The organism is Mycolicibacter virginiensis, from assembly GCF_022374935.2.
GTDB lineage: Bacteria > Actinomycetota > Actinomycetes > Mycobacteriales > Mycobacteriaceae > Mycobacterium > Mycobacterium virginiense.
In genome coordinates, this window is the sequence record NZ_CP092430.2 from 4,808,588 (window position 1) to 4,822,950 (window position 14,363).

Below are 14,363 nucleotides of genomic sequence, written 5' to 3' on the forward strand. Positions count from 1 at the left end.
GTGCTTGACGCTCCTTTACTAATCCGTTGCCACCGCACCGCTTTGGCGCAGCCGGTTGATTTCGTCGGTGCTCATACCCAACCTGGAAGCCAGCACCTGCTCGGTGTCGGCACCCAGCCCAGGTGCCGCGACGGCGGGCGGGTGGACGCCGTCGATCGACGCTGGCAGCCCGGCCGCCAAGTACTCCCCTACCCGGGGCTGATGCAGCGTCGCGAACATCGGGTTGTCGCGTAGGCGCTCATCGGCAGCCACCTCGGCAAAGCTGCGGTACCGGTCCCATAGCAGCGACGTCCCTGCCAGGGCGGCTTCGATCTGCTCGGCCGGCCGCTCAGCAAACCAGCCACTGAACAGTCCGGTCAGCAGGTCGCGGTGACGATAGCGCTGTCCTTCGTCACCGAAGTCGATGTCGCGCGCTTGAGACAGTGCCGCAAGGACTTTCGTCGATCCGGTCAGCTCGGCAAGGTCGCGGAAGTGCCGATCGGTCAGCGTGACGACCATGAACGCCGCCCCGTCACCGCTGGCGAAGCTCTGCCCGTACTGCCCATAGACCGCATTGCCGATGCGTTCCCGCCGGTCCCCGTTCACCATGGCCTCGGTGAGGAAACCCAGGGCGCTGGCGGTGCCCAGCGCCACGTCCTCCAGTGCCAGCCGGATCCGGCAGCCCTCGCCGGTGTGGTCGCGGCGGTGCAGCGCGGCCGACACCGCCAGCGCGGCGTGCAGCCCGCAGGCGATATCCCAGGCCGGCAGCACGTGGTTGATCGGGGCGGCGTGATCGCTGGGCCCGGTAACCAGCGGAAAGCCGACGCCGGCATTGATGGTGTAGTCCACAGCGGTGGAGCCGTCGGCACGTCCGAGCACCTCGAGGTGGATCAGGTCGGGACGCTGGTCCACCAGCGTTTCGTAGGAAAGCCATTGCCGGCCAGCCATATTCGTAATCAGCACGCCACTGTCGGCGATCAGTTGCTGCACCACACGCTGTCCCTCGGGCGCGCGCAGATCGGCGACCACGGAGCGCTTACCCTTGTTGAGTCCCGTCCAGTAGATCGAGGTGCCGTCGTCGGTGACGGGCCAGCGCCGGTAGTCGGCCGCACCGCCGACCGGGTCGATGCGCACCACATCGCAGCCCAGTTGTGCCAGCGTCATTCCGGCGAGGGGGACGGCGACGAAGCTGGCGATCTCGATGACGCGCACCCCGGCCAACGGAGCCCCAGCGGCTCCCAAGTCACGAGCACTGGCCTGCATGACCTGCCCTTCGTCGATGATTACGTCGACTATATGCCTACCAAAACACCCATCCGGTGAGGTGGCGAGTCCGCGCTGAATCTCAATCGTTGCCGAACCGCGATATGAAAACCCGTGGCGGCGAACAGGACACAGCGCCGCCCCGTGTTTGACTCCGTTCAGAAGGGCTAGACCGCACGACATTGGGATGGGACAAGAGCTATGAAGAGCGTTGAGAAGTTGCGTAACGCGGCCAGTCGGCTACCGCGCCGACTGACGGTCGCGGCGGTGGGGGCCGCGCTGCTGAGCGGCCTCGTCGGGGCTGTCGGTGGTGCGGGTGACGCGTCAGCGTTCTCCCGCCCGGGCCTGCCGGTGGAGTACCTGCAGGTGCCGTCGGCGGCGATGGGCCGGGAGATCAAGGTGCAGTTCCAGCCCGGCGGCACCCACGCCGTCTACCTGCTGGACGGCCTACGCGCCCAGGACGACTTCAACGGCTGGGACATCAACACCCCGGCGTTCGAGGAGTACTACCAGTCCGGGTTGTCGGTGATCATGCCGGTGGGAGGGCAGTCCAGCTTCTACTCGGACTGGTACCAGCCGGCGTGCGGCAAGTCCGGCTGCCAGACCTACAAGTGGGAGACCTTCCTGAGCCGGGAGCTGCCGTCCTGGCTGCAGGCCAACAAGAGCGTGTCACCGTTCGGTAACGCCGTCGTCGGCCTTTCGATGGCGGGTAGCTCGTCGCTGACGCTGGCGGCTTACTACCCGCAGCAGTTCCCCTACGCGGCAGCGCTTTCCGGCTTCCTGAACCCGTCCGAAGGTTGGTGGCCGACCTTGATCGGGATGGCCATGAGTGACGCCGGCGGCTACAACGCCTCCAACATGTGGGGTCCGTCGTCCGACCCGGCGTGGAAGCGCAACGACCCGATGGTGCAGATCCCGCGGCTGGTGGCCAACCGCACCCGGATCTGGATCTACTGCGGCAACGGCACGCCCAGCGAGCTCGGCGGCGACAACCTGCCGGCCAAGTTCCTGGAGGGCATGACACTGAGCACCAACAAGACGTTCCAGCAGAACTACACCGCAGCCGGCGGCAACAACGGGGTCTTCAACTTCCCGGCCGACGGCACGCATGACTGGCCGTACTGGAACCAGCAGCTGGTCGCGATGAAGGCCGACATCCAGCGCGCTCTGGGCGTGGGCATCGACCCGACCTGATCGACCCCCCAACACGTCGGCGGCAGTGCAATCCAGCACTGCCGCCGACGTGTTTGCAGGGAAAGACAGGTTGGTGGGAAAACCGGTGTGCGCCTAAAGCGGGCGAGCTGTCAGCGCCACAATCCGCGGCGGTCGACATAGCGATGGCTGTACCAGGTGGCCATCAGGCAGATGGCGGTGGCGGTGGCCAGCATCCAGGTACCGCCGACGAACAGGCTGATCACACCACCGACAGCCGCCCCCGAGATGTATCCGGTCAGCAGCATGAAATTGAAGAACCAGTCATGAATGGATCCGCCGCTGATGTGGCGTTCGATGCCTTGTCCCAGCTTCACCACCGTGCCGGTCACGTAGCTCAGTGGAATCGACACTTCTCCGTCGCGGACGAACGTGGTGTTCAGCGCGCCCACCCCGAACGCGACGAGCAGAATCGGCAGCAGCGGCACCGGCAGCGCGGGCCCGCCCTCGATCCAGTCGGTCACGGTCGCGGCCAGCAGCGACACCGCGGTCAGCCGCAACGCGCCGTGTGGCCGGCTGCGCCACACGTGGCGATGGCACAGCGAGGCGATCACGACTCCGGAGATGAAAGACACCAGCAGGGCTGCGGCCGAAATCGACATCCACTGGCTGTCGGTGAACAAGCCCAGCGCCGCACGACCGGCGTTGCCGGTCATGAAGGTGACGAAGTAGCCCTCGGAATGTGTGTAGGCCGTGGCAGCCAGCACACCGGCCAGCCCAGCAAGTACCCACGACAGTCTGGCTTCACTGCCATAGCGTTTATCTAGCACGCGCGCCTAAGTGCGTCAGCCGACCGGACCCGGAACCAGGGTCACGGTGGCACTGTGTTCGCCGCCGCCCGGGTTACGCCACGTCAGCGTGACGGTGTCGCCCGGGTGGCGCTGGTCAAGTACGTCGGTCAGGTCGGTGGCCGAGTTCACCGGTCGGCCGTTGACCGAGGTGATGATGTCGTCCCGGGCGATACCACTGCCCGCGGCCGGGGTGCCGTCGAGCACCTGGGCGACCCGCGCGCCGCCGTTGCTGTCGACCACGCCGACACCCATGAACGCCGTCTCACCGATGTGCACGGTGTTCGACGAGATGCCGGAGCGGATCTGGCCGGCGATGGCCATCGCCTGGTCGATCGGGATCGCATAGCCTTCTCCGCCGGGCTGGGCGAATTTGTAATTGTCCGACGCCGCGGTGTTCATTCCGATCACCTGGCCGGCGGCGTTCACCATCGGACCGCCCGAGTCACCGGGACGGATCGCGGTGTCGGCCTTGATCATGTTGGTCAGAGTCTCCGTGCTGCCGGTCAGCTCGTCGGCCGCGGAGACGGTCTGGTTCAGCCCGATGACGCGCCCGGGCACCGCACTCGGCGTGCCGCCGTGGCCGCCGGCATTGCCCATCGCGACTACCGGGTCGCCGATGGCGACCCGCGAGGAATTGCCGATGTTGGCAGCGGGCAGCCCGTCGGCGCCGCGCAACTGCAACACCGCAACGTCATGGCTGCGGTCGAAGCCGAGCACGTCGACCTCGTAGGTCTGGCCGTTGGCGACCGAAACCGCCGTGAGCCCGGTGGCGCCGGCGATCACGTGGTTGTTGGTCAGGACCACGCCGCTGGGGTCCAACACGATGCCGGTGCCGGCACCGACTGCGCTCTGGTAGCCCATCTGGGCGTCAATGTTGACCACTGCCGGACTGACCTGGGCAACCATCGCCGATGGGTCAAGCGGAGGAGCGGGCAGGCTGGGCGACGCCTGAGCCGGCACCGCCACCAACCCGGCGGTGGCGACCGCCGTGGTCATCACGCTGAGCAGCCACCACCGGCCGGGGCGATGCGCTCTGCTCATACGTCATACCTCCTGCAGTCAGGGCACGGCCCAGGCGCCTTCGACCCGGCACGTCCCGGGACGTCGCAGACGCTGGACTCGCGAAACAAGAATGCCCAGCTTACCGGAGCCGCGAGTCCGCCTGGCAAACGCTGTACGCCAGCAGCGCAACCGTCGCCGGGAGCAACCCTTGTGCTCAGCGCCCGTTGAGGGAAGGCTGAACTCCGGAGGAGGCTGCTATGGCAGACAAGACCGGGACTTCGCGGGGCGCTGCAGCCCCAATCGCGGCCACGCCGGCCGCCATCCGCAATGTTGTTCTGGTCGGTCCACCCGGCTCCGGAAAGACCACTCTGGTCGAGGCGATGTTGGTGGCCGCCGGGGTGTTGCCTCGAGCGGGTTGCATCGCCGACGGCAGCACGGTCTGCGACTACGACGACGCGGAGCTCCGTCAGCAGCGTTCGGTCGGAGTCGCGTGCGCCTCGCTGGCGCACAACGATGTCAAGGTCAACCTGATCGACACTCCGGGCTACGCCGACTTCGTGGGAGAACTGCGCGCCGGACTGCGGGCCGCCGACTGCGCACTGTTCGTGATCGCGGCCAACGAAGACGTCGACGACGCGACGGCCGCGCTGTGGCAGGAATGCAGCCGGGTCGCTATGCCACGCGCGGTCGTCGTCACGAAGCTGGACCACGCACGGGCCGACTTTCCGGCCCGCTTGGCCGCCTCCCAGGAGGCGTTCGGCGATACCGTGCTGCCGCTGTATCTACCCGCGCCGGCCGAGGGCGCCGGCTTAATCGATCTGTTGGCGGCGGAACCGCTTGAGCCCGACGCCGAGCCGCAGCGTGGCGCGCTGATCGAGGCGATCATCGAGGAATCCGAGGACGAGTCGCTGCTGGACCGCTACCTGGGCGGCGAGCAGGTCGAACCCGAGGTCCTCGCCGCCGATCTGGAGCGGGCGGTGGCACGCGGCTCGTTCTTCCCAGTGATCCCGGCATGCAGCCTCACCGGCATCGGCGTTCCCGAACTGCTTGAGGTCATCGCGACTGGCTTTCCCGCGCCGCCGGAGCATCTGCTTCCGGAGGTGTTCAACCCGAACGGAGTGGCGCGCACCGGGCTCAGTTGCGACCCGGACGGGCCGCTGCTGGCCGAAGTCGTCCGCACGACGTCGGACCCCTACCTGGGCCGAGTCAGCCTGGTGCGGGTGTTCTCCGGAACCATCAAGCCCGACAGCGGAATCCACGTCAGCGGTCATTGCGCGGGTTTCTTCGGCGATGAGACCGGTCGCTGCGACCACGACGAAGACGATCGGATCGGGTCCCTGGCGTTTCCGCTCGGCAGACAACAGCGCCCGGCCACGGTCGTGATGGCCGGGGACATCTGCACCATCGGCCGACTCAGCCACGCCGAGACCGGAGACACCTTGTCAGGCAAGGACGAACCTCTGGTGTGCAAACCGTGGTCGATGCCGGATCCGCTACTGCCCGTGGCGGTTATTCCGCACGCCAAGACCGACGAGGACAAGCTTGCGGTCGGGCTGGCCCGGCTGGCCGCCGAAGACCCCAGCCTGCGCATCGAGCGGAACCCGGAGACCCATCAGACCGTGCTGTGGTGCATGGGTGAAGCTCACTCGGGGATCGTGCTTGACGCACTGGCCCACCGCTATGCGGTATCGGTGGACACCGTCGGGCTGCGGGTGGCGCTGCGAGAGACGTTCGCCACCAAGGCCAAAGGCCACGGCCGTCATGTCAAGCAGTCCGGCGGACACGGCCAATACGCGATCTGCGACATCGAAGTGGAGCCGGTGCCGCAGGGAGCCGGCTTCGAGTTCGTCGACCGCGTGGTCGGCGGGGCCGTGCCCCGCCAGTTCATTCCCAGCGTGGAGAAGGGTGTTCGCGCCCAGATGGAGCGTGGGCTGACCGGCGACGCCGGCGGCGGTTATCCGGTGGTCGACATCCGGGTAACCCTGACCGACGGCAAGGCGCACAGCGTCGACTCCTCCGACTTTGCCTTCCAGATGGCAGGCGCAGCCGCACTTCGTGATGCCGCGACCAATGGGGCGGTGCAACTGCTCGAGCCCATCGACGATGTCACCGTGCTGATACCCGACGAACTGGTCGGCGCGGTGATGGGCGACCTGTCCGCCCGCCGCGCCCGGGTGCTGGGCACCGATAAAGTCGGCGCCGACCGCACCTGCGTGAAGGCCGAAGTGCCGCAGACCGAGCTCATCCGGTACGCGGTCGACCTGCGATCGTTGACCCACGGCGCGGGTTCGTTCACCCGCGGCTTCGCCCGCTACGAGCCGCTGTCGGAGTCGGCGGCCGCACACGCCGCCAGCACCGCCTGATCGCCGCAGAGAGGACGAACATGTCGACAATCGCCGGGCTGCCCGCGCACGTCCTGCTGCTGCACGTGGTGGTCTCGCTGGTCCCGCTGACCGCGGTCCTGCTGATCGTGTGTGCGGTATGGCCGGCGGCCCGACGGCGATTGGTCTGGCTGGTCGTGACGTTTTCCGCCGTCACGTTGCTCGTGACGCCGCTCACGGTCACCGCGGGCGAGTGGCTGGCCGACACCGGCAAGTTCGCCCCGTCGCCCAAGCTGGACGCGCACATGGCCGCCGGCGAGTACGGCCTCTATATGGCGTTGGGCCTTGCGGTCGCCGCGGCATTGCTGGCCGGTTTGCACGTGGCGCTGTCGCGCGGTAGCAACGTCGGTTCGCTGCAGCGGCTGGGAATCGTCACCGTGGTGATCGCACTGGCCGGCGGGTCGATGTTCGCGATCCACACCATCGGCTCGACCGGGACCGAGGCGGCCTGGGGAGACCTGCTCACCGCGTCAGAGGACGGCTAAACCTGCGCTGATGGCGTTGCTGTTGGCACAATGGACGGCATGCGCAACGTGAGGCGGGGAATTGTGGCGATTGCCGGGTCGGTGACCCTGGCTCTCGGGTCTATAGGGGCGTCGGCCGGAATCAGCGAAGCGGCGCAGAGCTCGCCGGCACGGGGCCTGGCGGTCGCGGCGATCGAGCCGCCCGCCGGCTCGGTCGTGGGGGTGGCCTACCCGGTGATCGTGACCTTCAACGGGCCGGTCGCAGACCGGGCCGCCGCCGAACGTGGCATCCACATCAACTCCACGGGCAACAATGCCGGTCATTTCGAGTGGACAAGCAGCGATGTCGTGCAGTGGGTCCCGGACGGCTACTGGTCACCGCACAGCAAGATCAGCGTCGACGCCCACGGGATGTCAACGGGCTTCGAGACCGGCGACGCGGTCGTGGGACTCGCCGACATCTCCGACCACACCTTTACCGTCAGCGTCAACGGTGAGATCCAGCGGATCATGGCCGCGTCCATGGGTAAACCCAAGCGCCCCACGCCAATCGGCTCCTTCACCGCGTTGTCGAAAGAGCGCACCATCAAGTTCGATTCGCGCACGATCGGCATCCCGCTCAATGACCCGGAGGGCTACCTGCTCAACGGCGAGTACGCCGTTCGGGTCACCTGGAGCGGTGTCTACGTGCACTCCGCCCCTTGGTCAGTGGGCTCGCAGGGCTATTCGAACGTCAGCCACGGCTGCATCAACCTGAGCCCCGACGACGCCGCGTGGTACTTCAACTCGGTGCATCTGGGCGACCCAATCATCGTGCAGGCCTAGGACTTAAGACCTAAGGCGATCGTAGGCGCGGCGATTGCTCGCCGCGCCTACGATCGCTTTGGCCTTGGCCTGGGACGCACCGCGTCAGCAGGCGCCGAGCACCGCTGTGGGCATGTGCGCCACGTAGCGCTGAGCGCGCTGGTCACGACGCAGTTCGCGACGAGCCGCCAGTCGGTTGCGCAGCAGGCTCACCATGCGGTTGCCCGCCTGGTGGTCCGTCGCGCCGTCGAGAGCCAGAACACTGATGGTGATGAAAGCCATGATTTTTCTCCTGCCGGGAAACTCACCGGCCGACACAACCCGTACGGGTCGGCGGAACTCGTGGTTCAGGCCTTGGAAAATGCTTCGGAAATTACTTCCGCGGTGGCGCCGGAACCGGTGAGGAACAGATCGATCGTGGAACACGGATACGGATGCGGACCGTCACTAGAACTCACTTCGCCCTCACCTCCTTCCGGCCGGGACACACGGGCATGTCGTGGCAATTTCCACCATGGTGGCATCGAAATACGGGACCGTCAAACGCAAACGGGGTCCGGGCGCGCCGGCCGCCGATCTGGCGGCGACCAACACCGTCCCGAAACCCGTTCGCAGAAGGCGCTATTCAGCGCTTCATTCAGAGCAGCCCGAGCAGTTGCAGATCGGTGACGTACTTGACGATCACCGCCGGGGTGACGTGCGGGATGTCGGGATGTTCGGGGTCAGGCCCGATCCCGGCCGATTGCACCGCAGCCCGGAACCTGTCCGTCGGTGCGATCGACCCGCAGATCGGCGGCTGCGGCTTCTGGTAGTTGTGCAGCAACGGCAGCAGCGACGCCTGGCGCTGGTTTTCCGGCAGCGCCCGCAGCGTGGTCTCGAACCGCTGCAACCAGTCGCCGTAGTCGGCGATCCGCCGGATCGGGTAACCGGCCTCGATCAGCCAGTCAACGAACTCGTCCATCCCCAGACCGTCGTCGTACGGGTTCATCACGTGGTAGGTGGTGTACCCGCCGGTCGCGAAGGACCCCAGCGTGGTGGACGCCTCGGCGATGAACTCCACCGGCAGTCCGTCGTAGTGCGCGCGTTGGCGCTGACCGTCGGCGCCGAGTTCGTAGAACGAACCGGGCGCCACGCCGGTCGCAACCAGGCTGAACATCATCCGGGTGAACATGTCGGGCAGGTTCAGCTGGCCGGCGTAACTGGTGTCGGCCAGGATCATGTCGCAGCGGAAAACCGCGACCGGCAGGCCGCACAGGTCGTTGGCCTCACGCAACAGCACCTCGCCGGCCCACTTGCTGGTGCCGTAGCCGTTGGCATAGCCGTCGTTGATCGCCCGGACCGCACTCATCACCCGGACATCAGCGTCCTCGGTGAACTTGCCCAGCGGAATCTGGTCGCCCACACCAATTGTGGAGAAGTAGGTGAACGGCTTGATCTTGCTGGTGAGCGCGACCCGGATCAACTCGGCGGTACCGAGCGCGTTCGGGCCGAACAGCTCGCTGTAGGGCAACACGTGGTTGACCAGCGCCGCCGGGTCGACGATCACGTCGACGGTGTCCGCCAGACGCTGCCAAACGTCTTGGTTCAGCCCAAGATTCGCCTCGCCCTTGTCGCCGGCGATCACCTCGAGGTGCTTGGCGGCCAGTTCGCGGTAGTGGGCCAACAGTTGCGCGTCTCCACTGTCGAAGACATTGTCCAGCCGTCGGCGCGCATCCTCGTCGGACTTCGCCCGCACCAGGCAGATCAGTTTTCCGTCCACCGGGGCCAGCCGTTGCAGCCATTCCAGCGCCAGGTAGCGCCCCAGGAAGCCGGTCGCGCCGGTCAGCAGCACGGTACGGACCTGCTCGGAGGGGCCGGGCAGCTCTCGCGCCGCAGCCAGGGTCGCCTCGTCGAGGAACTTGTCCAGCGTCAGGTCTGCCGCAGCCACCTCGACCGCGTCGCGGCCGTGCACCGAGGCGAACGTCGGTCGTTTGGACCCGTTGCGCTCGGCGGTGATGTAGTCGGCGATCGCCGCCAGATCGTTTGCCGGGCTGACGATCACACCCACCGGCACGTCGACGTCGAAGATGTCCCGCAGCAGGTTGCCGAACGTCAGCGCCGACAAGGAGTCCCCGCCCAGGTCGGTGAAGTGGGACTCTGGGGCCAGGTCGCCGGCCGAGGCCCCCAGCAGCGCCGCGGCGGCGCGACTGACGGTCTCCAGCGCCGGGCGCTGCGCTCCGTGTTGACGCAGTTCGCTCAACTCACTGGCCTGGCCCTCGGCCAGCTCGGCGTAGCGCCGCTCGAGGCGATCGCCGTAGTGCGCCTTCAGCTTCGGCCAGGCCAGCTTGCGGATGCCGGTCAGCAGTCCGTTCTCCAGCGTGAACGGCTCGGTCTCGACGATGAAGTCACGCGGAACTTCGTACGACTGCAGGTCGGCGTCTTTGGCCACTTGCTGCAGCGACTCAGTGATACCGGCCTTGAGGGCGGCTTCGGATTCGAAGCGCGCCTGAGCTTCCGGGGTCGGGACCACCACGGCCAGCAGGTAGGGCTGAGCGCTGTTGCCGTAGACGTAGATCTGGCGCACCAGCGGGCTGTTGCCGAACACCGCTTCCAGCTTGGCCAGGGTGACGAACTCGCCCTGGGCCAGCTTGAGCACGTTGTTGCGCCGGTCGACGTAGACCAGGTGGTCCGGCGCGATCTCGGCCACCACGTCGCCGGTCCGGTAGTAGCCGTCAGCGTCGAACACCTCGGCGGTCACCTCGGGGCGCTTGTAGTAGCCGGGGAACAGGTTCTCGGTCTTGAGCAGCAGTTCGCCGCGCGGATGGGGGGTGTCGGTGCCGAAGTAGCCCAGGTCCGGCACATCGACCAGCTTGTAGTCGATAACCGGCGGCCGCTGCACTTCGCCGTCGAAGAGCACCATGCCTGCTTCGGTGGACCCGTAGCCGTTGAGCACGTGCTGCTCGGTGAGCTGATCGACCCAAGATCGCAGCTCATCGGAGATCGGCGCCGAGCCGGTCATCGCGAACACGCACCGGCCGCCGAGCAACTCGGCGCGCATCTGAGCCAAGACCTGCGCTTCGGCGGCAGCCCGGTCTCCGCTCACACCGTCGACTTCGCTGCGGAAGTGCTGGTAGAGCATCTCCCAGATCCGGGGCACGAAGTTCAGTTCGGTCGGACGAACCAGGGCGAGGTCTTCGAGGAAGGTGGACAGGTCACTGCGTGCGCTGAAGTAGGCGGTACCCCCGTTGCCGAGGGTGCCGTACAAGATGCCGCGGCCCATGATGTGGCTCATCGGCATGAAGTTCAGCGTGATCGAGACGGCGGTCGGGCCGAACCAGTTCTTGGTCGACCGCACCCACATCCGGGCCACGTTGCTCTCCGGGTACATCGCACCCTTGGGGGCGCCGGTGCTGCCCGAGGTGTAGACCAGCAGTGCCAGCGGGTTGGCGTCGTCGCCCGAGTCGGTCTGGGCCGGCAGTGACAGCGCGCGACCGCGGGCCAGCAGGTCGGCGAGCGGCTCGACAACCACCTCGACGCCGGCCAGTTGCGCCCGAGCATCGGCAAGCGCCTCGCGGTGGTCGTCGACCTGCTCGTGGTAGTCGAAGACCACCAGGCGGGTGGGGGCCGGGCCGGTCCGCACCAACTCGACGGCATCGGTGAGCGAGTCGACACTGGCAGCGATGACCCGGGGCTCGGTCTCGGTCACGATCGGCACCAACGTGCTGATCGCCGCTGAGGTCTGCAGTGGCACTGAAACAGCGCCGATCTGGCCCAGCGCCACGTCGATGACGGTGTAGTCGACGCTGGTGAACCCGAGCACCGCAACCCGGTCGCCGGGTCGCACCGCGCCGGCGGACAGCGCGGCGGCCGCGGCGCGGACTCGCTCCCCCAGCTCGGCGTAGGTGATGGTCTCGTAGTGCGGCAGCAGCGCGGCGGCGGTGCGGCCGGTGGCCGGATCGGTGACGTACTCGACAGCGCGGTGGCCAAGCGCCGGGCGCTCGGCGTAGCCGTCGAAGACGGTCTGGGCGATCTGCGCAAGCCGCGACTGCCCTTCGATAGCGGCGGCGACGGCCGGGTCGGGGCGGGCGGCGGCGAACTGCGGGTCGGTGGCGACCAGGTCGGTGATGCGGCGGGCGAGTTGCTCCTCGTCTGCGGTGGTGGAAACAGTGGACATATTGAAACCTCTAATGGATATCTCGCGAAAGGGATTTTCTGGGCCTTCAAGGGCGCGGTCTGCGCCGATGGAAACTACGTTAGCAAAACTAACTTAATTTAGGATCCCTCAACGGGTGTGACGTTGCACTCACGAAGGTGTTTGCCCGCCAGGGTCAGCTCAGGGATTCCTCCAGCCACGGGAGCAGCCACCTCACCCCTTCGGGCGTCAGGTGAATGCCATCACTGCGGACCTTGATGCCGTCGACTTTGGCGGTATAGGTGCCGGCCGGCCCCAGTTTCTTGTTCAGGTCCATGACCGTGACGGCACCCCGCCCGGCGATCTCCCGGCGCAACAGGGTGTTCCAGCGGTCCACGCGCTCCGGATTGTCCTCAGGCCACAGACTGCCGTCGGGCCGCTCGCCGTAACGGCTATAGGGCACGGTCGTCACCACGACCCGACTGCCGGCGGACTCCAGCACGTCGAGCGCCCGGCGCAGCTCGGCGGTCAGGTAAGCGTCGAAGGTCGGATCGCCGATGTGCGACCACTGGCCTTCGTTAACCCGGTCCACGGTCTCCCAGCGGCCGACGAACAACAGCACAACGTCGGGCTGGTCGGCCTTGACCTGCCGAGTCCAGCGGGCCGGCCACCCGTCGCACTCCTTGCCCTGATCGATGACCTTGCCGGCCCAGCGGTACGGGCCGGCTCGCACGATGCTGCAGCCGACGACGGTGTGATCGATGAAGTCGTAGCCGGGGGTTTCCGGCAGGTAGTGCATCAGGGTCCAGCCGATCGAATCACCGAACACCGACACGGTGCGCGGCCGATTCGGGTCGCGCCGCACGGGCTGCGGGCGTGGCTTCTTGGAATCCGACAGCCGCGACGGAGGCTGCGGGGGTGAGGGGGATACCGCGGCGGCCGCGGCCACATCCGGGGTCACCCCGTTCTCGGCGGTGGGCCGCTCAACGACCGGGACCACCAGCACGGTGACCGCGACGGCGGTGCCGCTGACGGCCGCACCCAGCGGCAGCAACGGAACTCGCGCCGGGCGCCATCGGCGGATCGGTTCTTCGATGGCCCACCACGACACCGCCGCCAGCAATAGGGTGGCGGCGCAGCGCACCCCGAACAACGCCCACCCGGACCAGCCGGTGCGCTCACCGTTGAGGACCAGGAAGACCGGCCAATGCCACAGGTACACGCCGTAGGAGATCGTTCCCAGCCACACCAGCGGCGACCAGGCCAACGACCTGGCGATCAGGCCGCTCTGGTGCAGAGCGACCGGGGCGATCACCGCGATCGCGGCGACGGCCACCAGGGTGAGCAGGCCGCCGCGGAACTCTGCGGCCGTGCCGGTGGCGCGGTGGGCCGTCATCGCCAGCACGGCCAGCCCGGCCAGCGGCAGCAGCCGAGCGACCCACAGGGCGCGGCGAGTTCGCACCACCGACCAGCCGGCGGTCAGCGCCGGCCAATCCCCCACCAGCAGGGCCGCGGCCGCGGCACCGATCAGTAGGGCCTGCGCACGCGTGTCGGTGCCGAAATAGACGCGATCGCGGGTGGCGTCCGAAGCCAGCATCTCCGCGGCCGTCGCCGACGCTGCCGCCCCCGCGCTGGCCAACAGGAAGACCGTCAGCCGCACCCCGCCGACGGTGGCCCACCCGCCGCGACGCCGGGCGCGGGCACCTAACAGCAACGCGATCGCGATCAGCAGCAGCGGCCACAGAAAGTAGTACTGCTCCTCGACGCCCAGCGACCAGGTGTGCTGCAGCGGCGACGGGGTTCCGGCCTCGGTGAAGTAGTCCGTGTGCTCAGCGACGAAGCGCCAGTTGGCCACCCAGAAGAAGGCGGCAATGGCATCCTCGCGCAGGCCGACCACCGCCTCCGACGGCAGCAGTTCGTGGGCGATCGCGACGGTCAGCACCATGAGCACCAGGGCCGGCAGCAGTCGGCGGATGCGCCGGATCCAGAACCCGGTGAGGTCGATGCGGCCGGTGCGGCCCAGCTCGTCGATGAGCAGCGAGGTGATCAGGAACCCGCTGAGCACGAAGAAGAGGTCGACGCCGATGAATCCGCCGGACAGTCCGGGGATGCCGCCGTGGTCGGCCAACACCAACGCGACGGCTATCGCGCGCAGCCCGTCCAGGCCGTGAATGCCTGGGCGTCGTCGCTCCCGCCGAATCCGGTCGGCGGCGCGTGCGGTGGTCAACCGGGCGGCACGCGGGGCCGGCGCAACCCAGCGGGATTTACCCGAAGTGCGCATCGAAGTGGCCTGGCGAGTCCGGTTCCCGGCCGGTCGACTCATGTCATCTTGGTCGCCGTTGGCGCCGATTGGTCG

General features: G+C 67.6%; 10 protein-coding genes. 4 read left to right on the forward strand and 6 right to left on the reverse strand.

What is annotated here, in order from left to right:
• Positions 1 to 18 precede the first annotated feature (18 nt).
• Positions 19 to 1,242 carry a CoA transferase gene (locus MJO54_RS22860; RefSeq protein ID WP_240175450.1) on the reverse strand — a complete coding sequence of 408 codons (1,224 nt, stop codon included), beginning with the start codon at positions 1,240 to 1,242 and terminating at the stop codon, positions 19 to 21.
• A gap of 201 nt (positions 1,243 to 1,443) precedes the next feature.
• Between MJO54_RS22860 and MJO54_RS22865 the strand changes: the two genes are divergently transcribed.
• Positions 1,444 to 2,436 carry an esterase family protein gene (locus MJO54_RS22865; RefSeq protein WP_046282852.1) on the forward strand — a complete coding sequence of 331 codons (993 nt, stop codon included), beginning with the start codon at positions 1,444 to 1,446 and terminating at the stop codon, positions 2,434 to 2,436.
• A gap of 110 nt (positions 2,437 to 2,546) precedes the next feature.
• On the opposite strand, the gene MJO54_RS22870 is transcribed toward MJO54_RS22865, so the two are convergent.
• Both MJO54_RS22870 and MJO54_RS22875 read right to left on the reverse strand, forming a co-directional pair.
• Positions 2,547 to 3,224, reverse strand: coding sequence for a YoaK family protein (locus MJO54_RS22870; RefSeq protein WP_046282853.1), 678 nt, complete (start codon positions 3,222 to 3,224; stop codon positions 2,547 to 2,549).
• A 15-nt stretch (positions 3,225 to 3,239) separates the two neighbouring features.
• Complete coding sequence (locus MJO54_RS22875) at positions 3,240 to 4,286, reverse strand: S1C family serine protease (protein ID WP_046282854.1); 1,047 nt, start codon at positions 4,284 to 4,286, stop codon at positions 3,240 to 3,242.
• A gap of 218 nt (positions 4,287 to 4,504) precedes the next feature.
• Between MJO54_RS22875 and MJO54_RS22880 the strand changes: the two genes are divergently transcribed.
• From MJO54_RS22880 to MJO54_RS22890, 3 genes are read left to right on the forward strand one after another with little or no spacing between them, the layout of a single operon-like run.
• Positions 4,505 to 6,610 carry an elongation factor G-like protein EF-G2 gene (locus tag MJO54_RS22880; protein ID WP_046282855.1) on the forward strand — a complete coding sequence of 702 codons (2,106 nt, stop codon included), beginning with the start codon at positions 4,505 to 4,507 and terminating at the stop codon, positions 6,608 to 6,610.
• 20 nt (positions 6,611 to 6,630) lie between these two features.
• Positions 6,631 to 7,113 carry a hypothetical protein gene (locus MJO54_RS22885; RefSeq protein WP_046282856.1) on the forward strand — a complete coding sequence of 161 codons (483 nt, stop codon included), beginning with the start codon at positions 6,631 to 6,633 and terminating at the stop codon, positions 7,111 to 7,113.
• A 39-nt stretch (positions 7,114 to 7,152) separates the two neighbouring features.
• Positions 7,153 to 7,917 (forward strand): L,D-transpeptidase, encoded by a 765-nt coding sequence (locus tag MJO54_RS22890; protein ID WP_046282885.1) that lies wholly within the window; start codon positions 7,153 to 7,155, stop codon positions 7,915 to 7,917.
• A gap of 84 nt (positions 7,918 to 8,001) precedes the next feature.
• Here the strand turns inward: MJO54_RS22890 and MJO54_RS22895 are convergent, their stop codons facing one another.
• The 3 genes from MJO54_RS22895 to MJO54_RS22905 form a co-directional block, all read right to left on the reverse strand.
• A complete protein-coding gene (locus tag MJO54_RS22895; protein WP_165797925.1) occupies positions 8,002 to 8,178 on the reverse strand; it encodes a hypothetical protein in 177 nt (58 codons plus the stop codon).
• 355 nt (positions 8,179 to 8,533) lie between these two features.
• Complete coding sequence (car, locus tag MJO54_RS22900; protein ID WP_240175451.1) at positions 8,534 to 12,049, reverse strand: carboxylic acid reductase; 3,516 nt, start codon at positions 12,047 to 12,049, stop codon at positions 8,534 to 8,536.
• Between the two features lie 154 nt (positions 12,050 to 12,203).
• Positions 12,204 to 14,288: an SGNH/GDSL hydrolase family protein gene (locus MJO54_RS22905; protein WP_109403053.1), complete on the reverse strand. Its 2,085-nt coding sequence runs from the start codon at positions 14,286 to 14,288 to the stop codon at positions 12,204 to 12,206.
• Positions 14,289 to 14,363 lie beyond the last annotated feature (75 nt).